The 18267-nt window shown below is 71.4% G+C and carries 17 protein-coding genes; 11 read left to right on the forward strand and 6 right to left on the reverse strand.

What is annotated here, in order from left to right:
* Window positions 1-251: 251 nt before the first annotated feature.
* A complete protein-coding gene (locus ACIQMX_RS11390; RefSeq protein WP_363072082.1) occupies window positions 252-656 on the reverse strand; it encodes a MerR family transcriptional regulator in 405 nt (134 codons plus the stop codon).
* A 412-nt stretch (window positions 657-1068) separates the two neighbouring features.
* On the opposite strand from ACIQMX_RS11390, the gene ACIQMX_RS11395 reads away from it, so the two are divergent.
* A complete protein-coding gene (locus tag ACIQMX_RS11395; protein ID WP_363072084.1) occupies window positions 1069-2556 on the forward strand; it encodes a SulP family inorganic anion transporter in 1488 nt (495 codons plus the stop codon).
* 196 nt (window positions 2557-2752) lie between these two features.
* Here the strand turns inward: ACIQMX_RS11395 and ACIQMX_RS11400 are convergent, their stop codons facing one another.
* Window positions 2753-3535, reverse strand: a complete 783-nt coding sequence (locus tag ACIQMX_RS11400) for a VOC family protein (protein ID WP_402476754.1) — start codon at window positions 3533-3535, stop codon at window positions 2753-2755.
* A gap of 480 nt (window positions 3536-4015) precedes the next feature.
* Here ACIQMX_RS11400 and ACIQMX_RS11405 point away from each other — a divergent pair, with 480 nt between their 5' ends.
* Window positions 4016-4471 carry a DUF5133 domain-containing protein gene (locus tag ACIQMX_RS11405; RefSeq protein ID WP_402476757.1) on the forward strand — a complete coding sequence of 152 codons (456 nt, stop codon included), beginning with the start codon at window positions 4016-4018 and terminating at the stop codon, window positions 4469-4471.
* Here the strand turns inward: ACIQMX_RS11405 and ACIQMX_RS11410 are convergent.
* Both ACIQMX_RS11410 and ACIQMX_RS11415 read right to left on the reverse strand, forming a co-directional pair.
* Window positions 4468-5004: a GNAT family N-acetyltransferase gene (locus ACIQMX_RS11410; protein WP_402476760.1), complete on the reverse strand. Its 537-nt coding sequence runs from the start codon at window positions 5002-5004 to the stop codon at window positions 4468-4470. The genes ACIQMX_RS11405 and ACIQMX_RS11410 overlap by 4 nt on opposite strands.
* A 159-nt stretch (window positions 5005-5163) precedes the next feature.
* A complete protein-coding gene (locus ACIQMX_RS11415; RefSeq protein WP_402476763.1) occupies window positions 5164-5727 on the reverse strand; it encodes a type 1 glutamine amidotransferase domain-containing protein in 564 nt (187 codons plus the stop codon).
* Between the two features lie 520 nt (window positions 5728-6247).
* On the opposite strand from ACIQMX_RS11415, the gene ACIQMX_RS11420 reads away from it, so the two are divergent.
* Complete coding sequence (locus tag ACIQMX_RS11420) at window positions 6248-7339, forward strand: glutamate--cysteine ligase (RefSeq protein ID WP_402477495.1); 1092 nt, start codon at window positions 6248-6250, stop codon at window positions 7337-7339.
* A gap of 401 nt (window positions 7340-7740) precedes the next feature.
* On the opposite strand, the gene ACIQMX_RS11425 is transcribed toward ACIQMX_RS11420, so the two are convergent.
* Window positions 7741-8064 (reverse strand): plasmid stabilization protein, encoded by a 324-nt coding sequence (locus ACIQMX_RS11425; protein ID WP_363072092.1) that lies wholly within the window; start codon window positions 8062-8064, stop codon window positions 7741-7743.
* Window positions 8065-8340: 276 nt separating this feature from the next.
* Between ACIQMX_RS11425 and ACIQMX_RS11430 the strand changes: the two genes are divergently transcribed.
* Together ACIQMX_RS11430 and ACIQMX_RS11435 are read left to right on the forward strand one after the other, a co-directional pair.
* Entirely contained in the window at window positions 8341-8952 is a 612-nt protein-coding gene (locus ACIQMX_RS11430) for an endonuclease (RefSeq protein WP_402476766.1), read from the forward strand.
* A 128-nt stretch (window positions 8953-9080) separates the two neighbouring features.
* Window positions 9081-9446 (forward strand): hypothetical protein, encoded by a 366-nt coding sequence (locus ACIQMX_RS11435; protein WP_402476769.1) that lies wholly within the window; start codon window positions 9081-9083, stop codon window positions 9444-9446.
* A gap of 183 nt (window positions 9447-9629) precedes the next feature.
* Here the strand turns inward: ACIQMX_RS11435 and ACIQMX_RS11440 are convergent, their stop codons facing one another.
* Entirely contained in the window at window positions 9630-10577 is a 948-nt protein-coding gene (locus tag ACIQMX_RS11440; protein WP_363072098.1) for a methionyl-tRNA formyltransferase, read from the reverse strand.
* A 258-nt stretch (window positions 10578-10835) separates the two neighbouring features.
* Between ACIQMX_RS11440 and ACIQMX_RS11445 the strand changes: the two genes are divergently transcribed.
* From ACIQMX_RS11445 to ACIQMX_RS11470, 6 genes are all read left to right on the forward strand, one after another.
* On the forward strand, window positions 10836-12170 hold the full coding sequence (locus ACIQMX_RS11445; protein ID WP_363072100.1) for a lysine N(6)-hydroxylase/L-ornithine N(5)-oxygenase family protein: 1335 nt from the start codon (window positions 10836-10838) through the stop codon (window positions 12168-12170).
* A 63-nt stretch (window positions 12171-12233) separates the two neighbouring features.
* Window positions 12234-13292, forward strand: a complete 1059-nt coding sequence (locus ACIQMX_RS11450; RefSeq protein ID WP_363072102.1) for an iron ABC transporter permease — start codon at window positions 12234-12236, stop codon at window positions 13290-13292.
* Window positions 13289-14350, forward strand: a complete 1062-nt coding sequence (locus tag ACIQMX_RS11455; RefSeq protein WP_363072104.1) for an iron ABC transporter permease — start codon at window positions 13289-13291, stop codon at window positions 14348-14350. Before ACIQMX_RS11450 ends, ACIQMX_RS11455 begins: the two co-directional genes overlap by 4 nt.
* Window positions 14351-14389: 39 nt before the next feature.
* Window positions 14390-15232: an ABC transporter ATP-binding protein gene (locus ACIQMX_RS11460; protein WP_402476773.1), complete on the forward strand. Its 843-nt coding sequence runs from the start codon at window positions 14390-14392 to the stop codon at window positions 15230-15232.
* A gap of 114 nt (window positions 15233-15346) precedes the next feature.
* Complete coding sequence (locus ACIQMX_RS11465; RefSeq protein WP_363072108.1) at window positions 15347-16408, forward strand: iron-siderophore ABC transporter substrate-binding protein; 1062 nt, start codon at window positions 15347-15349, stop codon at window positions 16406-16408.
* 40 nt (window positions 16409-16448) lie between these two features.
* Window positions 16449-18236, forward strand: coding sequence for an ABC transporter ATP-binding protein (locus ACIQMX_RS11470; RefSeq protein WP_402476775.1), 1788 nt, complete (start codon window positions 16449-16451; stop codon window positions 18234-18236).
* Window positions 18237-18267: the final 31 nt, after the last annotated feature.

Consider the following 18267-nt stretch of genomic DNA (forward strand, 5'->3'; position numbering starts at 1 on the left):
GCGGTGCGCCGGGCCGGCTCCCTGGGCGGGACGGTCTCCGTGCGGGCGAGCCCTGCCGGAGCGCGGTGCGGCAGGCCGGGAATCCGGCGGTCGCACGGCTCGGCGCCGGCCGGCCCGCACTCCGGCGATTGCTCGGCGCGGCCGCCCGGACTCCGGCGATCGCTCGGCGCGGCCGCCCCGGACTCCGGTGGTCGCACGGTCAGCTCTCGGCTCGGCTCGGCTCGGCGAGGTGCGGCTCAGCTCGGCGTGGTTCAGCGCGGTGCGGCCTGCGGCAGGCGCGCGCGGAGCGTGTCGGCGAAGTCCTCGGCCCGGGAGAGCTGGATGCGGAGCTTGGTGACCTGTTCCGAGGCGGCCCGTTCGTACTCGCGCACGCGGTCCAGCAGCGCGTCGCGTTCAGTGGCGTCCAGCTCGCCGTCCGCGTCGAGCCGGTCCGTCGCGTCGAGCAGGTCACGCATCTGGTCGAGGGTGAAGCCGAGCGGCTTCATGCGGCGGATGACCATGAGCCGCTGGACGTCGCTCTCGGTGTAGAGCCGGAAGCCGCCCTGCGAGCGGGCGGAGGGGACGACGAGACCCGTCTCCTCGTAGTGGCGGATGGTGCGCAGGGACAGTTCGGTCCGTGCGGCCACCTCGCCGATCTGCATGTGCCTGTCGTCCACGCCCGTGGCCCCGGCCCTTCTCCTCGTGGCGGGCCGCGCCCTGAGCGACCGCGACCGACCTCTACTCTAACGTTAGGGTAGAGTTGCTGGCGGCGAGGGCAGTGAGACGGCCCTGCCCCCATCCATCGTTTCCGGGCCGAAGACGACCCGGCGCAGACCCGATTCTTGCAGGAGTGAGCGTGCGCGAGCCCATGGTGCTGAGCGCCCCCGCCTGCCCGCCGTGACGTTCGCCCTCCGGATGTGAGCGGCGCGGCCGTGCGCCCGCGCTCCGTCCCTGCCTTCGAAGTCCGGTCCTCCGGGGCCGTCCGCGGGGTGCCGGCCCGGCCCCTTCGCGCTTTTCCCGCATGCCCCCGGCCTGCCGGCGGGGTCTGCCCGAGCACGACAGGTTCCCACCCCCTTGTCTTCTTCCGTCATGACGCCCGCCGCTGTCCTGCGGGGCCTGAAGCCCGACTGGCTCTCCGATCCGAAGGTCTGGCGTACCGAGATCCTGGCCGGGCTGGTCGTCGGGCTCGCGCTGATTCCCGAGGCCATCTCGTTCTCGATCATCGCGGGCGTCGACCCGGCGATCGGACTGTTCGCCTCGTTCACCATGGCGGTGGTCATCTCGGTCGTCGGAGGCCGCCGTGCCATGATCTCGGCCGCCACCGGCGCCGTCGCCCTCGTGATCGCCCCGCTGAACCGTGAGCACGGCCTGGGCTACCTGATCGCCGCCGTGATCCTGGCCGGCGTCTTCCAGGTCGTGCTCGGCGCCCTGGGAGTGGCGAAACTGATGCGGTTCGTGCCGCGATCGGTGATGGTCGGCTTCGTCAACGCTCTGGCGATCCTGATCTTCATGGCTCAGGTGCCCGAGATGCACGACGTGCCCTGGGCCGTGTATCCGCTGATCGTCGGCGGCCTGGCGCTGATGGTGTTCTTCCCGAAGGTCACCAGGGTGGTTCCGGCCCCGCTGGTCTCCATCATCATCCTCACCGTCATCACGGTCGCCGCGGGGATCGCCGTGCCGACCGTGGGGGACAAGGGCGACCTGCCGTCCTCGCTGCCCGTGCCGGGCCTGCCGGATGTTCCCTTCACACTCGACACCCTGACGACGATCGCTCCGTACGCGTTCGCGATGGCGCTGGTCGGGCTGATGGAGTCGCTGATGACCGCGAAGCTGGTCGACGACATCACCGACACCCACTCCTCCAAGACCCGTGAGTCCATCGGGCAGGGCGTCGCCAACATCGTCACCGGGTTCTTCGGCGGCATGGGCGGCTGCGCGATGATCGGCCAGACGATGATCAACGTGAAGGTCTCCGGCGCCCGCACCAGGCTGTCCACCTTCCTCGCCGGTTCCTTCCTGATGCTGCTGTGCATCGTCTTCGGCCCGGTGGTGTCCGACATTCCCATGGCCGCGCTGGTGGCCGTCATGGTGATGGTGTCGTTCGCGACGTTCGACTGGCACTCCATCGCCCCGAAGACCCTCAGGCGGATGCCCGCGGGCGAGATCGCCGTCATGGTCATCACCGTGATCGTGGTCGTCGCCACCCACAACCTCGCCATCGGCGTCGTGGTCGGCACCGTCACCGCGATGGTCATCTTCGCCAGGCGCGTCGCCCGCGTCGCCGACGTCACCGCGGTCACCGACCCCGACGGCGGCTCCGTCGTCTACTCGGTGAACGGCGAGCTCTTCTTCGCCTCCTCCAACGACCTCGTCGGCCGGTTCGACTACGCGGGCGACCCCCAGCGCGTCGTCATCGACCTCTCGGCCGCCCACATCTGGGACGCGTCGTCCGTGGCCGCCCTCGACGCCATCGAGACGAAGTACGCCCAGCGCGGCAAGACCGTCGAGATCATCGGCCTCAACGATTCCAGCGCCGATCTCCACGGGAAGCTGTCCGGAGAACTCACCAGTCACTGATCCGACGGGCGGCTGCCGGCGCTCGCCGCCCTGCGGGGCTCCGGCGGCGGAGTGCCAGGGTCTTCGGAGGTTCCGGCGCTCAGCGGATCCGCGGTGCCGCGGTCTCCGGAAGCCCCGCCGCTCAGTGGATCTCCGGCACCGGCCGCACCGGCCCTGGAGCACCCGCCCCCGCCCCGCCGCTCCCGGGCCTCCGGTGTCAGGCCCCGTCGTCCCCCGAGACGGTGAACAGGGCCCCGCCGGGATCGCGGATGACGTAGGCGTCCTTCGTGCAGCCGAGCGGGGGAGGCGCCGGCGAGGATGCCCCGCCGGCCGCGTCCGCCGCCGCCGCGGCGGCCCGGCTGTCCGCCACCTGGAAGTCCACCACCCACCTCGGCCGCATGTTCGGGTCCGGGGCGGATTCGATGCCGCCGCCCCGCAGGGTGGCGACGGTGTGCCCGGCCACCTGAACCACGACATGGTCCTGCGCGTAGTCCACCGTGCAGCCGCCGTCCGGCTTCGCCCAGTCGAAGATCCCGGCATAGAAGATGGCCGCCTCGAAGGCATGACGTGTCATGAGGTCCAGCCGTGCGGGAGCGCTGCCCCGCCCCACCGTCCAGGCCAGGGCCGGTCCCTCCCAGAAGCCGAAGGCGGCCCCGTCCCGGTCCGCCGCGACGGCGGCACGTCCTCCGCCCAGCCGTGCGGGTCCGACGGCCAGTGTGGCTCCCCGCTCCCTGACCCTGTCCGCGGTCTCGTCGGCGTCCGCCACAGCGAAGTACGGCGTCCAGCGGGCCGGGAGGCCCGTGCCGTGGCAGTACCCCAGGCCCGCGACCGGCTCGCCGTCCGCCACGGCGACCGAGAAGTCGTGTCCGAGGGAACTCTCGCGGAACTCCCACCCCATCACCCCCGCGTAGAACGACCGGGCCGCGTTGGGTGAGGGTGTCACCAGGCTCACCCAGCAGGGCGCGCCGGTCACCGGCATCGTCGTTCCGAGGGCCGGCATCAAGGACTCCTTGCGTGGTGAAGGAAGCTGACCTCCGGGTCCCGACTGCGACCCGTGGTCCGCTCGGCGCGCTCGCCGGAGGCGAACGGAAGCAGCGCATCAAGGCTCCGGCGGGCCGCCCGGATTCGCCGGACCGGCGCCGGCCGGACCGTCGGCTCTCCCCTGCAACTGTGCGCACGGCCGCGCCCCCACCGCACCCGGACCACGCCCCGTCCACCGCACATTCCTCGTTCCGGGAGAGAAGCACGCCTCGCCGCACGCGGGCCGGGGAGGGTCACCCGAGCGGCGTGGTCCACAGGCGTACTTCCCCTCCGGGTGTCATGTTTCGAAAATGAGCACGCGGGGGCGGGCGAAGGCCGGCACGTCGCCCGTCTCGGTCGTCGCGGAACCCCTCCGTCGCCTTGTCGAGAAATGGCCCAGATGATGTCTGCCCGCACTTCGCGCACCCCCCAGCCCGCCTGCGACGCAGAGGCTGCCGCAGTGCAGCCCCCCATCGACGAGCCCAGGGCCGCTTGGGCGGTCGGCACGGTGATGGCCGGGATTCCGTGCTCGGCGCGGGATGCCGGGCGGGTGCTCGGTGCGGCGGCGACGGCGGCGGGTGTCACCTCCGCGGAGGTGGCCGCCGCCATGGCCGCCGACGCCCGTGGCATCGCGATGCCGGCGCGCGTGGAACGGGCGCTGCACCGGGCCGTGGCGGCGGCTCGCGCCGTCCCGCCCCGGGCCGCGTACATCGGACTGATGCCGAGCCGCGCCCGCACCGCCGAGGTCCTCGCCGAGTTCCGCGGCTGCCAGGCCCGGCTCACCGGCGCCCCCTCGGACATGCGCGCACGTCAGGCGCTCGACGATGCCGCGTACACCTTGTGCGTGCTGTTGGGCAGAACAGGCGTGCACGACGCGGTACAGGCGGCGGAACGGCACCTCACGGCCCGGAACTAGTCCGTGGATCCGGCACCGGCGCGAAGGTTCCGGACGTACCGGTCGAACCGTGTGCCGTCCTGGCGGTGCGTCCGTCCGGCGAGGGTGAACCCCGCCCGTCGCGCGACCGCACCGGATCCGGGGTTCCCCGGATCCACCTGGATCACGGCCTCCGTCGCGCCCTCACCCGCCCCGTAGCCGGACACCAGGAGAACCGCGCGGGTGGCCGGACCGCGTCCTCGCCAGGACGGACAGAGGCCGTACGCGACATTCACCTGGCCGTGAGCCGGCCCTTCGCCCGTGAACCGCAGGTCGGTCGTTCCCGCGAGTGCCCCGTCGGCGCCCGCCCGGATTCCGAAGGCGCGCAGCGGTCCCGAGGTTTCCCACTGCTCCCGGCAGTGCCGGAAGTACGCCTCGACGCCCTCGCGCGTGCCCGGCCCGCCGTTGAGCCGGCGGACGAGCAGCTCGTCCTCCCCGGCAAGGTGCTGTTCCGCATCGTCCGGGCGCAGCGGGGACAGGGTGACCACGCCGTCGGACAGCCGGCTCTTACGCATCCCGCGATTCTCGACCGTTGCTCCGCGTCGGACCACCGGTTCGGGTGAGCCGTTCCGGCCGAGGAGCCTCCACGTCCTCGGCCGTGCGTACCGCCGACCCGGGACCACCCGAGCTGCCGCCGGGCGTCGGCCGGGCGGGTCTCCACAGAAGCGGCGAGGTCAGGCGCCGGACGGGCCCGGGACGGCGAGCGCCGCGTCGATCTCCCGGACGAACGGCTCCAGATCGTCCGGATTCCGTGAGGTGATGAGCGTCCAGCCACCCGAATCGTCCGTGACGACCGGCTGATCGGTCCACTCGCCGCCCGCGTTACGGATGTCGGTCCGCAAGGAGGCGTACGAGGTGAGCCGCTTGCCCGCGACGGCTCCGGCCTCGACCAGCAGCCAGGGGCCGTGGCAGATGGCCGCGACGGGGCGGCCGGAGCCGGTGAACGCGCGCACGATCCGGTTCGCGGAGCTCTGCGTACGCAGCGTGTCGGCGTTCAGCGTCCCACCCGGTACGAGCAGGAGGTCGTACGCGGACGGATCGGCGTCGTCCAGTGTGAGGTCGGGGTGCAGCGTCCGGCCGGGGTCCTTGTCACCGACCAGGGTCTCGACGGGGTCCTTCGTCATCGCCGCGACATCGACCTGGGCGCCCCGTCCGCGCAGGTGGTCGACCGGAACGACGAGCTCGTCCTGCTCCACGCCGTAGTTGGTGACGAGGGCCAGTACCTTCCGCCTGCTCATCTCGTGGTGGCTCATCAGCTTCGTCCGTCCTGTTCTGTGCAAAGTGCGTCGATCCCGCTTCTGCGGGGCCGCAGCCTCTGGGTTCCCCTCACGGCGGCCGTCATTCCCGCGGTCCGACCGGTCTACGGCAGCGTGTGGCCGTGCCCGGGCGCTCGCAACAGCGGGCCGCTCGAACGGCGTAACGCCGCAGCGGGGGAACGGGAGCGGGGCGGCCCCGCCGGAGGCGCGCGCTCCGCCGGGGCGCAGCCCTCGCGGAGATCCCCTGCCCGCCCGCCTGCGCTCCATGACGCAGCGGCATCGGCGAAGTGCCATGGTGGGAGGAACCGGGGCGCGGCCGCCGGCCGCGTCGGCGCCCGCACCCGGCTGACCGATGTGCTGAGCGTGGGGTGCCCGGTCCGGTCGGCAGGACCCGGGCAGCGCGGGCGCCGAAGGCGTCGATGCCGGCAGCGTGCGGCGGTGGGCGCGGGCCGGGCCCGGGACCGACAGGGCGCTTCCGACGGCGTCCGGCTGGGAGGACATGATGGTGCGGACCGTGGGGGTGGAGGAGGAACTGCTGCTCGTCGACGCGCAGAGCGGTGAGCCCCGGGCGCTGTCGGCGGCCGTGCTGGCGCTTGCCGTGGACCGGGCGGCGGACGACTCGGCCTTCGAGTCCGAACTCCACCTTCAGCAACTGGAGTTCGCCACACAGCCGCGCAGTGACATGGGTGAACTCGCGGAGGAGATCCTGCGCTGGCGGGCCGCGGCCGCGGAGAGTGCCGCACAGGCCGGGGCCGACGTCGTCGCCCTCGCGACCTCGCCCCTTCCCGTCAGCCCGTCGATCGGCGAAGACGAGCGGTACCGCTGGCTGGCCGAGAGGTTCGGCCTGACCGCGCAGGAACAGCTGACCTGCGGATGCCACGTACACGTGTCCGTGGATTCGGACGAGGAGGGTGTCGGAGTGCTGGACCGGGTGCGCCCGTGGCTTCCGGTTCTGCTCGCGCTGAGCGCCAACTCGCCCTTCTGGCAAGGGCAGGACACCGCGTACGAGAGCTACCGCAGCCGGGTCTGGGGACGCTGGCCGTCGGCCGGGCCGGTGGAGACCTTCGGCTCCGCGCGCCGGTACCACGAGCAGGTCCGGGCACTCGTCGACACCGGCGTGCTGCGCGACGAGGGGATGGTCTACTTCGACGCACGGCTCTCGCACCGCTACCCGACCGTCGAGGTCAGAGTCGCGGACGTGTGCCTGGACCCGGCCGATGCCGTGCTCCTCGCCTCGCTGGTGCGCGGTCTCGTCGAGACGGCGGCACGCAGCCGGCTCGCGGAGGAACCGCCCGACCCCGTCGGCGTGGGTCTTCTGCGCATGGCCGCCTGGCAGGCCGGGCGTTCCGGTATGGAGGGGGACCTGCTGCATCCCGTCACCATGCGGCCCGAGCCCGCGTCCGATGTGGTGGGCGCGCTGCTCGCGCATGTGCACGACGCGATGGAGGACAGCGGTGACGGGGCTGCCGCGGAGGAAGCGGTCCGGCGCGTGCTGGAGCGCGGCACAGGGGCGCGGACTCAGCGGGCCGTGTTCGCCCGCACGGGCAGTCTGCGGGCCGTGGTGGCCGAGTGCGTGTCCGGCACGCGTGGCTGACCCCACGTCCGCCGGGCCGGCGCGCGGATGCCGGGCGCCTGCACAGCGCCGTGCGGCACCGTGCACGGGAACCGCCCGCGCAGGATGACGGAGCGCGACTCGGGTGCCCAGGTGTGCGCTGCCGAACAGGTCGCGTTCCGGTTGCGCGGGGACCTCCTGCGGACCGGCCCGCGGCAGAGGCGGAACGGGTGCCCGGCCGGGTCCGCGAAGACCGAGGAGTTCGCCGGAGCGGTACGCACCTTCGCCGACGGCGGGTTCACCGGGATCGCACGCGTGCAGATCGGCGGAGCACACCAGCAGTCCTTCGTCCGATGGGCACGCGATGAGCTCCTGCCCGCCGGAAGCCTGAAGAGGCCGCAGGGCCCCGCGGCTTCGCGGCCGAGGAGCGCGACGCCCGCCGGTCAGCTCACCGCTTTACGGAGCTGCTCCTTGTTCATCGTCGAGCGGCCCTCGATGTTCTTCCTCTTGGCCTCTTCGTACAACTGGTCCTTGGTACGGCCCCGGGCGCCCCGGTGCGAGCGTTCCCCGCCGCGCCGGGAAGCCGACTTGGGGTCCTGCGTGGACGTCCTGCCGGCTGTCCTCGCCTCCCCCGAGCGGGCGCGTTCCTTGTTGACGGTACGGGCGGCGATCTCCTTCGCGCGCTTCTCCGACTCACCGCGGTTCTCGGCGCTCTCCTTCACATGCTCGTACTGACGCTCCCGCTTGCGGCTGGATCCTGCCGGCATGGGGTTCTCCTCCTGGTGCTCGTCGGATGTCCTCCAGCGGCACACGGCCCGCCGCAGCGCCGCCGTACAACCGGGTAACCACTGGCCCACGTCCGAAACATGGCATCGCCGCCCTGCGCGCGCCCATCGGGCCGTGCGCTCGGGTGACCCCGGACGAGTAAACTGAGAGCCCGGTCGGCGGCCCGGCACACGAGCCCGCACGGTGACGAACCGCGACACGCGGTGCACGACGTCGGCCTGCCGCGCCACCGTGTGTGCTCCACGGGAGGTGTCCCCATGACCCGGCCGGAGAGAGCCCGGCGGCTGCTGGAGGAACACGGCCTTACGTACGCCGAGGAAGCCGGAATCCGGCTCCGGAACACACCCTCGCCGCTGTACCGGCTGCTGACGCTCTGTGTGTTGCTGTCGGCGCGCATCAAGGCCGGCATCGCGGTGTCCGCGGCCCGGGAACTGTCCGCGGCGGGGATGCGTACGCCGCGCGCGATGGCGCGGGCCTCCTGGCAGGACCGGGTGGACGCCCTGGGCCGCGCGCACTACCGCCGCTACGACGAGAGCACGGCCACCGCGCTCGGGGACGGGGCGGACCTCCTCCTGGACCGGTACCGCGGGGATCTGCGGCGGCTGCGTGCGGAAGCGGACGGGGATCCGGGGCGGATACGCGGGCTGCTGCGGGAGTTCCCCCGGATCGGGCCCGTGGGCGCGGACATCTTCAGCCGCGAGGCCCAGGGCGTGTGGCCCGAACTGCGCCCGGCGTTCGGCACCCGTGCCCGTGACGCCGCCGCCCGGCTGGACCTGCCGAAGACGTCCGGAGGGCTGGCCCGCCTCGTCGCCGGCGAAGACCTGCCGAGACTGGCGGCGGCCCTGGTCCGGGCCGAACCGGCCGAGTGAGCCGGTGGACGGAGAGGAAGCCGCTGTGCACGGCCATGCGTCGACGAGGCCGGGGAGAAGGTCCCCATGAGCCCGGACCAGGAAACCGATCGCACCGGGAACCGGAGCCGGCCCAGGAGGGCGAACCCATGGCGCGCGTGCTGATCGAGGGAACGGACATCGTCGTCCGGCTGTCGTGGTGGGAGAAGGCCGCGGCCCGGCGGCGCGTCGTGCGGGTGCCCGCATCGGCGCTGCGCCGGGTGTACGTGGAGCCCGACTGGTGGCGCGCGCTGCGTGGTGAACGCGAGCGCGGCACCTGCGTTCCCGGCAGACTGTGCGCGGGCATCCGCAGACACCACGAGGGTCAGGACTTCACACTGGTGAGGTCGGGCGGCCCGGTGCTGTGTGTGGAACTGCACCGCAGTTCACCGCTCAGCAGGCTGGCGGTCTCGGTCCCCGACGCCGACGGGACGCGGCGCGAGCTCTCGCAGACCGACGCGGGAGGAGGGCCGTGAGGATCCGTCCCGCCACGGCGGCCGGTGGCCCGACCGTGCACCCTGTGGAGGCCCCGGCAGGATGCTCCGCCCGACGTCGCGCCGCATGACGCACACCGGGAACACCGAGGCCGACATGGCGGCCGGGCCGGTCCGGGAACTGCTGCGTGACCAGCACCCCGATCCGGCCGGCCGGCGGGGTCCTCAGGGACGGCTGGTCAGGTATCCGCCCATCGAGGTGAAGTACTCCGTCGCGGGCATCTCCCGGCCGTCCTCGGCGCGTACGCGGGTCACGGCCAGGCCGTGGTTGCGGCCGGTGCGGGCGTCCGCGCCGGCGACGATCACCACGCCCTCTCCCTCGCGGTAGAAGATGCGGCCGGGCGTTCCGCCGTAGCGGCCCTGGGACACCACGGAGGCGAGGATCTCCAGGCGCTTGCCCCGGTGGAAGGCGTAGGCGCTGGGGTACGGCTCGGACTGGGCGCGCACCAGGCGTTCGAGGTCCTGCGCCGGCCACGTCCAGTCGATGCGGATGTCCTCGGCGGAGCGCTTGTGGAAGAAGGTGGCGTGGGAGCGGTCCTGCTTGGTGAACTCCGTCCGGCCGCCGGCGATGAGGTCGAGCGCGCCGGTGGTGACCGGGGCGATGAGGTCGACGGTCTTGTGGAAGAGGTCGGTGGCGGTGTCCGCCGGTCCGACCACGACCGCCTCCTGCCGGACGATGTCGCCGGCGTCGAGCTCGTCGTTCATCATGTGCGCGGTGACGCCGACTTCGCGCTCGCCGTTGATCAGGGCCCAGATCAGCGGCGAGAAGCCGGCGTACTTCGGCAGCAGCGAGTCGTGGATGTTCAGCGTGCCGTGGCGGGGGAGGGCGAAGATGCGCGGAGGGATCCAGGTCCGCCAGTTGTTGGCGACGATGATGTCCGGCTCCGCCTCCTTGAGGCGCTCGAACAGTTCCTCGTCGTCGGGGCGGTTGCGGATCAGTACCGGAACGCCGTGTTCCTCGGCGAGGTCGGCGACGGAGTCGCTCCAGATCTTCTCGTACGCATGGTCGCTCCTGGGGTGGGTCACGACCAGCACGACGTCGTGCTCGGAGTCCAGGAGGGCTTGCAGGGTGCGGTGCCCCCAGGTCTGGTAACCGAACATGACGACCCGCATGGGGGTTCCTCCTCAGCGTGGGAATGGAGCGACAGTCAGTAAAGCAAGCCTTACCTAATCTCGCAATGGGCGGGTACGGTTCACGAGTTGGCGGGTCCGGCGGTCCCGCCGGCCCCGGTTGGCCGGTTCCGGTCTATCGACAGCACCGCAGGATTAGCTTAGGCTCACCTAAGTTCCACCGGGTCGCTCCCTCGGCGTGCCCGTCTATCGAACGTTCCCCACACCTGACAGGCGGCTTCCCCGCACGATGGGAGTGACATGTCACAGGTTCGTCCTGGCGACGCACCACCGGTCCACGACCTCATTGGCATCGGCTTCGGGCCGTCCAATGTGGCGATGGCGATCGCGATCAGTGAGCACAACGCAAGGGGCGGAACCCAGGAGACATTCAGCGCTCACTTCTTCGAGCAGCAGCCGCAGTTCGGCTGGCACCGCGGCATGCTCATCGATGACGCGACCATGCAGGTCTCCTTCCTCAAGGACCTGGTGACGCTCCGGAACCCGTCCAGCGAGTTCAGCTTCCTCTGCTACCTGCAGAGCAAGGGGCGGCTGATCGACTTCATCAACCACAAGAACCTCTTCCCGCTGCGCGTGGAGTTCCACGACTACTTCGAGTGGGCGGCGGCCCAGGTCGAGAGCATGGTCTCCTACGACCACGAGGTCGTCGGCGTCACGCCCGTCCTGGTCGACGGGGCCGTGGAGTACATGGACGTGACGGTCCGGTCGGGCGAGGGGCTCACCGTTCACCGTGCCCGCAACCTCGTCATCGGCACCGGGCTGCGGCCCCTCCTGCCCAAGGGCGTGGAGCGCGGCGACCGTGTCTGGCACAACTCCGAACTGCTGGCGAAGGTCGACACGCTGGAGGGCACCTCACCCTCGCGGTTCGTGGTCGTCGGCGCCGGACAGAGCGCCGCCGAGAACGTCGCCTACCTGCACCGGCGCTTCCCGGAGGCCGAGGTCTGCGCGGTCTTCTCCCGCTACGGCTACAGCCCGGCGGACGACAGCAGCTTCGCCAACAAGATCTTCGACCCCGGCGCGGTCGACGAGTACTTCGCCGCGCCCGAGGGCGTCAAGCGCAGGCTCATGGACTACCACGGCAACACCAACTACTCCGTGGTCGACATCGACCTGATCGACGACCTCTACCGCCAGATGTACCAGGAGAAGGTGCTCGGCGCCGAGCGGCTGCGCTTCCTCAACGTGTCACGCCTCGAGGAGGTCAAGGAGACGCCGGACCATGTCCGCGCCACCGTGAGATCGCTCGTCACGGGCGAGGAGACGCTCCTGGACGCCGACGTGGTGGTGCTCGCCACCGGTTACAGCCCCGCCGACCCGACCGGACTGCTGGGCGACGTGGCGGAGCGCTGCCTCCGGGACGAGCAGGGCCGTCTGCGCGTCGAGCGCGACTACCGCATCGCGACCGATTCCGGCCTGCGGTGCGGCATTTACCTCCAGGGCGGCACCGAGCACACGCACGGCATCACGTCGGCGCTGCTGTCCAACACCGCGATACGGGTCGGAGAGATCCTGGACTCGCTGCTGGTCCGCTGCGCCCAGCCGGTGGCCGGCGCCGTGGGCGGACCGCGGCAGTAGCACGGCCGTCAAGGACCGGACCGCCGCGCCTTCGAGTGGATCAAAGGGATAACGTACGCCGACATGAGCACGACTGCAGTGGAGCGCCCCGCACCCAGGGGCACGACGACGGCCCGCCGGAGGCGGGTCGTGGGGCTGGGAACGCTCCTGGTGATCCTCGTGGTCGCCGGAGCGGTGTCCCTGGCCGTGGGTGCGCGGGCGTTGAGTCCCGCAGAGGTGTGGCACGGGCTGTTCGCGGCGCCGGAGTCCGACCAGCGCCTCACCGAGATCCGGCTCATCGTGCAGACCGTGCGGGTGCCCCGGACGGTGCTCGCCGTGGTGGCGGGCATCGCCCTGGGCGTCGGCGGCTCGCTCATCCAGGGCTACACGCGCAACCCGATCGCGGACACGGGCCTGTTGGGGGTGAACGCGGGCGCCTCGTTCGCGGTCGTGTCGGTGATCGCCGTGTTCGGGCTCACCGATCCGTTCCAGTACGTCTGGTTCGCCTTCCTCGGGGCGGCGGTCGCCGGTGTCGTCGTGTTCGGGCTGGCGAGCATCGGCAGGGGAGCGGGCAATCCGCTGACCCTGGCACTGGCCGGCCAGGGCGTCACCGTGTTTCTCGCGGCCATGACGACCGCGGTCGCGCTGTCGGACCAGAAGTCGCTGAACGCGCTGCGGTTCTGGAACGCGGGTTCCGTGGCCGGTGTCGGCTTCGAGGTGATCTGGCCGGTGACCGGATTCGTCGCGGCCGGGCTGGTCCTGGCGCTCGTCATGCTGCCCTCCCTCAACCTGCTCAACCTGGGTGACGACGTGGCCCGGGGCCTGGGCGTGAACATCGCGCTGAGCCGGACGGCCGGCATTCTCGCCATCACGCTGCTGGCGGGCGCGGCGACGGCGGCATGCGGCCCCATCGCCTTCCTCGGGCTCATGGTCGCTCATGTCGCCCGCTATCTGACCGGACCGGACTACCGCTGGCTGGTGCCGTACGCCGGTCTCCTCGGCGCGGTGGTCCTCCTGGTCTGCGACATCGTGGGCCGACTGGTGGTGCGTCCCGGTGAGTTGGACGCGGGTGTCGTCGTCGCCCTTCTCGGCGCCCCGTTCTTCGCGGCCCTGGTGTGGCGCGGAAAGTTCAGGAGCGCATGAACGTGACAGAGACGAAGACCTCTCCGGTACCGGGCGTGCGGGCCGGCGGGATGTCGTTCGTATGGCGGCCCTGGCTCGTGCTGGTCACGCTGCTGCTCGCGGCCGCCGGCTTCCTGGTCTTCTGCCTCTCCATCAGTGTCGGCGACTTCCCCATCGGCCTCTCCCGCGTGATCGCCACGCTCTTCGGCCGGGGCGAGCAGGTCGACGAGTTCGTCGTGATGGACCTGCGGATGCCGCGGGCGCTGGCCGGACTCGTCGTGGGCGTCGCGCTGGGGGTGTCCGGGGCGATCACCCAGTCCGTCGCGCGCAATCCGCTGGCCAGCCCGGACGTCCTCGGGATCACCGGGGGCGCCGGCATGGTCGCGGTGTTCCTGGTGACGGTGTCGGGTGGGACCGCGACGGCGGTCGTCAGCTCCGTGGGCCTCTCCGCGGCGGCGCTCGGCGGCGGCCTCGGCGCGGGGCTGCTGGTGTACCTCCTCGCGTGGCGGCGGGGGATCGACGGCTTCCGGCTCATCCTCATCGGCATTTCGGTGAGCGCCATGACGGAGGCCGTCTCGACCTGGCTGCTGGTCTCGGCGGACATCAGGGATGTGGCGCGGGCGCAGGCGTGGCTGGTCGGCTCGCTGGACAACCGTTCGTGGGACGAGGTCCGGGTGGCGCTGTGGTGCTCGCTCGCCCTGTTGGCCGTCGTCGCCACCGCCGCCTTCCAGTTCAAGCCGATGCACCTCGGTGACGAGGTGGCCGCCGGACTCGGCGTCCGGTACACGAGGGTGCGGGCCGTTCTGCTGCTGTGTGCCGTTCTGCTGGCCGCGGTCGCGGTGAGTGCGGCCGGCCCGGTCCCGTTCGTCGCGCTGGTGGCGCCGCAGGTGGCGATGCGTCTGGCGCGGTGCCCGACACCGCCGATGGTGGCCTCCGGACTGACCGGTGCGCTGTTGCTGACGGGATCCGACCTGGTGGCGCGTTCGGCGCTGCCGATCGGCCTGCCGGTCGGGGTGGTCACCGCCGCGATCGGCGGACCGTTCCTGGTGTATCTGCTGGTACGGGCGAATCTCAGATAGATGGAAGACGAGTCGGACTACCCGGAGAATGGGGGGCCTGTGGCCGTTCACGACACCACCACCGAGGTCGAGTCGGTGGGCACGGACGCCGCACGGCTGGCGGCCAGAGGCATCACGGTCGGGTACGGCGGACGGACCGTCATCGACGAGCTGGACGTCGCGATCCCACCGGGTGTGATCACCACGATCATCGGCCCCAACGGCTGCGGTAAATCGACGCTGTTGCGCACGCTGACCCGCCTGCTCAAGCCCGCCAGGGGTGCGGTCGTCCTGGACGGCGAGGACATCGCCGGGCTCAGGACCAGGGACGTGGCCAAGAAGCTCGGCCTGCTGCCGCAGGCCCCCGTGGCCCCGGAAGGGCTGACGGTGGCCGATCTGGTCGCCCGGGGACGGCATCCGCACCAGAGCTGGCTGCGGCAGTGGTCGTCGGACGACGCCGATGTGGTGGCGTCCGCGCTGGCCATGACCGGGGTGTCCGAACTGGCGCACCGTCCCGTCGACTCGCTGTCGGGCGGACAGCGACAGCGCGTCTGGATATCGATGACGCTGGCTCAGGGCACCGATCTGCTGCTGCTGGACGAGCCGACCACCTACCTGGACCTGGCCCACGCGATCGATGTGCTCGACCTGGTCGACGACCTGCACGAGTCGGGCTGCACCGTGGTCATGGTGCTGCACGACCTCAACCTGGCCACCCGGTACAGCGACAGCCTCATCGTGATGCGCGAAGGCGCGATCCTGGCGCAGGGGCACCCGCGCGACGTGATCAGCCCCGGGCTGCTCGAGGAGGCGTTCGGGCTGCGGGCCATGGTGATCGACGATCCGGCCGGCGACCGGCCGCTCATCGTTCCGATCGGCCGAACCCATGTATCGATCAACTAGGTTTTGAGTCAAGCGAATCCGAAAGTTAGGCTAGGCTTACCTCACCCCGTCGGGGTAAGGTTTGGCTGCCCTTACGCAGGGCTCATTGGACAGTGCGAAAGCAAGGGATTCCGGATGCTCCTCCATAGAACGATGCTCACCAAGCCCTGGCAGCGGGTGGCGGCGACGGTCTCCGCCGTGACCCTCGGCATCGGCCTGATGGCGGGATGCGGTTCCGACTCGAAGGACGAGGCGGACAAGGCGAGCGACAAGGCTCCGGCCGCCGCGGCCGGAGCGTTCCCGGTCACCGTGGAGCACGCGTTCGGATCCACCGAGGTCACCAAGGCGCCCGAGCGGGTCGTCTCGGTCGGCTACACGGACGACCAGACGATCCTGGCGTTCGGCATCAAGCCGGTCGGCATGGTCGACCAGTACCCGAACCCCGCCGGCAAGACCCCCGACATCAACACCCAGTGGCCCTGGGTGAAGGACAAGTGGGGCGACGCCCGCCCCGAGGTCATCATGAAGAACGGTGACGCGGGTCCCAACTACGAGAAGATCGCCGCCCTTCGGCCGGACCTGATCATCGCGGTCTACTCGGAGGTCGACCAGGCCGCGTACGACAAGCTCTCCAAGATCGCCCCGACGGTGGGCCGCACCAAGGCGGAGAAGGAGCCCTTCAGCGCGCCCTGGCAGGACAACGCGCTCCAGATCGCCAAGGCGCTCGGCAAGGAGACCGAGGGCGCCGCGATGGTGAAGGGCGTTCAGGCGCAGCTCGACGCCGCCGCCAAGGCACACCCGGAGTTCGCGAAGCAGACCGGTGTCGCGCTCTCCTGGTACGAGAAGTCCGTGGCGCCGTTCACCACCACCGACGTTCGCGGACGGCTGCTGACGGGCATCGGCTACAAGGGTGCGACGGAGATCGACAAGATCGCGGGCGGCAAGTTCTACACCGTGCTCTCGCCCGAGCGGATGGACCTCGTCGACGTCGACCGCATCTTCGTCATCAACGACAAGGCCGACCAGGAAGCCCTGAAGAAGTCCGAGCTGTTCAGCAACCTGAAGGCGGTCAAGGACGGCCGGGTGTCGTACCTGCTCGACAGCGAGGGTCCGGCGATCGGCGCGGCCATCTCCCAGGGCACGCTGCTGTCGATGCCGTACGCGATCGACGAGCTCGTGAAGTCGGCCGAGCAGTGACGTCGTCCGGAACCCCCGGCCGGCCCGTCCCGGTCCGCGTGTGAGTACCACCGGCACCCGCGCCGCCCCGGCAACGCTGCGCACGGCCACCGGGCGCGAGGCGACCCGGTGGGTCGGGGCGCACTGCCGCGAGGTGCCGTGGCTGACCTCGGCCACCGTGCTCACCACGGTGGCCGGGGCGGCGCTCCAGGTACTTCCGGTGCTGCTGCTCGGCCAGGTGGTCGACGGGGTGGTCGACGGCGAACCCCGTTCCCTCCTCGTCCGGATCGGCGTGCTGATGGTGGCCGCCGCGCTTCTCGGGGCGGCGGCCACCGCGGCGTCGACGTACCTGATCGGGCGGCTCGGCGCCGATCTGCTGGCCCGGCTGCGCGAGCGCGCCGTCCGGGCGGTGCTGGGGATGCCCAGCGCCCGGATCGAGCAGGTCGGCCGGGGCGATGTGCTGTCCCGGGTGGGTGACGACGTGGCCGTGCTGTCGCGAGGCATCCGGTCCGCCGTGCCCACGGTGTTCTCGGCGGGCGTGCTCGTCGCCATCGCGACGGCCGGCATGTTCGGGCTCGACTGGCGGCTCGGCCTCGCGGGCGCCGGTGCGCTCCCCGCGTACGCGCTGGCGCTGCGCTGGTACCTTCCCCGGTCCGCGCCGCTCTACCGGAAGCAGCGGGCGGCTCAGGCCGACCGGGCCCAGGCGCTGATCAGCGGTCTGAACGGGATCGACACGGTCAGGGCGTACCGTCTGGAGGGTGCCTTCCGCGAGAAGGTCACGGCCGAGTCGTGGCGGGTGCGCGAGTTCGGCATCGAGGTGTTCCGGTTCTTCGGCCGCTTCGTCGGCCGGGAGAACCGTGCCGAGTTCATCGGACTGGTCCTGATCCTCCTGGTCGGGTACGCCCTGCTGGAAGGCGGCGCGGCCACCCTCGGTGAGGTCTCTGCCGCCCCCCTGATGTTCCACCGGCTGTTCACGCCGCTCGGCGCCATCATGTTCACGTTCGACGAGGCGCAGAAGTCGGGTGCGAGTCTGACCCGCCTGGTCGGCGTGCTGGGGGAGGACGCTCAGGACCGTCTGGTGGGCGACTCGGCCGTGGCGCCCGCGGACTCTGCTCCGTACCCGGTGACGGTGGAGGGGCTGACGTTCAGTTATCCCGATGCCGAAGACCCGGTCCTCAGGGACGTCAGTCTGACGATTCCGGCCGGTGGTTCGCTCGCCCTGGTCGGGGCGACCGGTGCGGGCAAGTCGACCCTCGCCGCGCTGATCGCGGGCATCGGGACCCCGCAGTCCGGTTCGGTGCGGATCGGGCCGAACGATCTCGCGGATCTCGACGAGGCCGGGGCCAGAGCCATGGTGAGCATCCTGACGCAGGAGACGCATGTGTTCTCCGGCCCGCTCGCCGACGATCTGCGGCTTGCCGCGCCGACGGCGACCGACGCCCGGCTGACGGACGCGCTGCGGACGGTCGGTGCGGGTGTGTGGGCCGACGCGCTGCCGGACGGGCTGCTGACCGTGGTCGGTGAGGGCGGTGAACGCCTCGACGTCACCAAGGTCGCGCAGATCGCCCTGGCCCGGCTGGTGCTGGCCGGGGCGCCGGTGGTCGTGCTGGACGAGTCGACGGCCGAGGCCGGGAGCGAGGGCGCCGCCGAACTGGAGCGCGGCGTGCTCGCCGCGTGTGCCGGCCGGACCACGCTGTTCGTGGCACACCGGCTGACCCAGGCGATGGCGGCGGACCGGATCGCCGTACTGGACGAGGGCCGGGTGGTCGAGCAGGGGACACACGAGGAACTGGTGGCCCTGGGCGGCCGGTACGCGCGACTGTGGCGGGCCTGGCGCGAAGGTAGTTAGGTAAGCCTTAGTTAGGCTAGGCTAAGTTGGA

The sequence above is a fragment of the Streptomyces sp. NPDC091416 genome (assembly GCF_044756845.1).
Taxonomy (GTDB): Bacteria; Actinomycetota; Actinomycetes; order Streptomycetales; family Streptomycetaceae; genus Streptomyces.

Excerpts from the sequence above, each read along its gene's own strand:
- ACIQMX_RS11450 (WP_363072102.1), top strand. The coding sequence starts at position 12,234 with ATGAGCACGACTGCAGTGGAGCGCCCCGCACCCAGGGGCACGACGACG.
- ACIQMX_RS11420 (WP_402477495.1), top strand. The coding sequence starts at position 6,248 with ATGGTGCGGACCGTGGGGGTGGAGGAGGAACTGCTGCTCGTCGACGCG.
- ACIQMX_RS11430 (WP_402476766.1), top strand. The coding sequence starts at position 8,341 with ATGACCCGGCCGGAGAGAGCCCGGCGGCTGCTGGAGGAACACGGCCTT.
- ACIQMX_RS11445 (WP_363072100.1), top strand. The coding sequence starts at position 10,836 with ATGTCACAGGTTCGTCCTGGCGACGCACCACCGGTCCACGACCTCATT.
- ACIQMX_RS11440 (WP_363072098.1), bottom strand. The coding sequence starts at position 10,577 with ATGCGGGTCGTCATGTTCGGTTACCAGACCTGGGGGCACCGCACCCTG.
- ACIQMX_RS11415 (WP_402476763.1), bottom strand. The coding sequence starts at position 5,727 with ATGAGCAGGCGGAAGGTACTGGCCCTCGTCACCAACTACGGCGTGGAG.
- ACIQMX_RS11435 (WP_402476769.1), top strand. The coding sequence starts at position 9,081 with ATGGCGCGCGTGCTGATCGAGGGAACGGACATCGTCGTCCGGCTGTCG.
- ACIQMX_RS11455 (WP_363072104.1), top strand. The coding sequence starts at position 13,289 with ATGAACGTGACAGAGACGAAGACCTCTCCGGTACCGGGCGTGCGGGCC.
- ACIQMX_RS11425 (WP_363072092.1), bottom strand. The coding sequence starts at position 8,064 with ATGCCGGCAGGATCCAGCCGCAAGCGGGAGCGTCAGTACGAGCATGTG.
- ACIQMX_RS11410 (WP_402476760.1), bottom strand. The coding sequence starts at position 5,004 with ATGCGTAAGAGCCGGCTGTCCGACGGCGTGGTCACCCTGTCCCCGCTG.
- ACIQMX_RS11400 (WP_402476754.1), bottom strand. The coding sequence starts at position 3,535 with ATGCCGGCCCTCGGAACGACGATGCCGGTGACCGGCGCGCCCTGCTGG.
- ACIQMX_RS11395 (WP_363072084.1), top strand. The coding sequence starts at position 1,069 with ATGACGCCCGCCGCTGTCCTGCGGGGCCTGAAGCCCGACTGGCTCTCC.
- ACIQMX_RS11465 (WP_363072108.1), top strand. The coding sequence starts at position 15,347 with ATGCTCCTCCATAGAACGATGCTCACCAAGCCCTGGCAGCGGGTGGCG.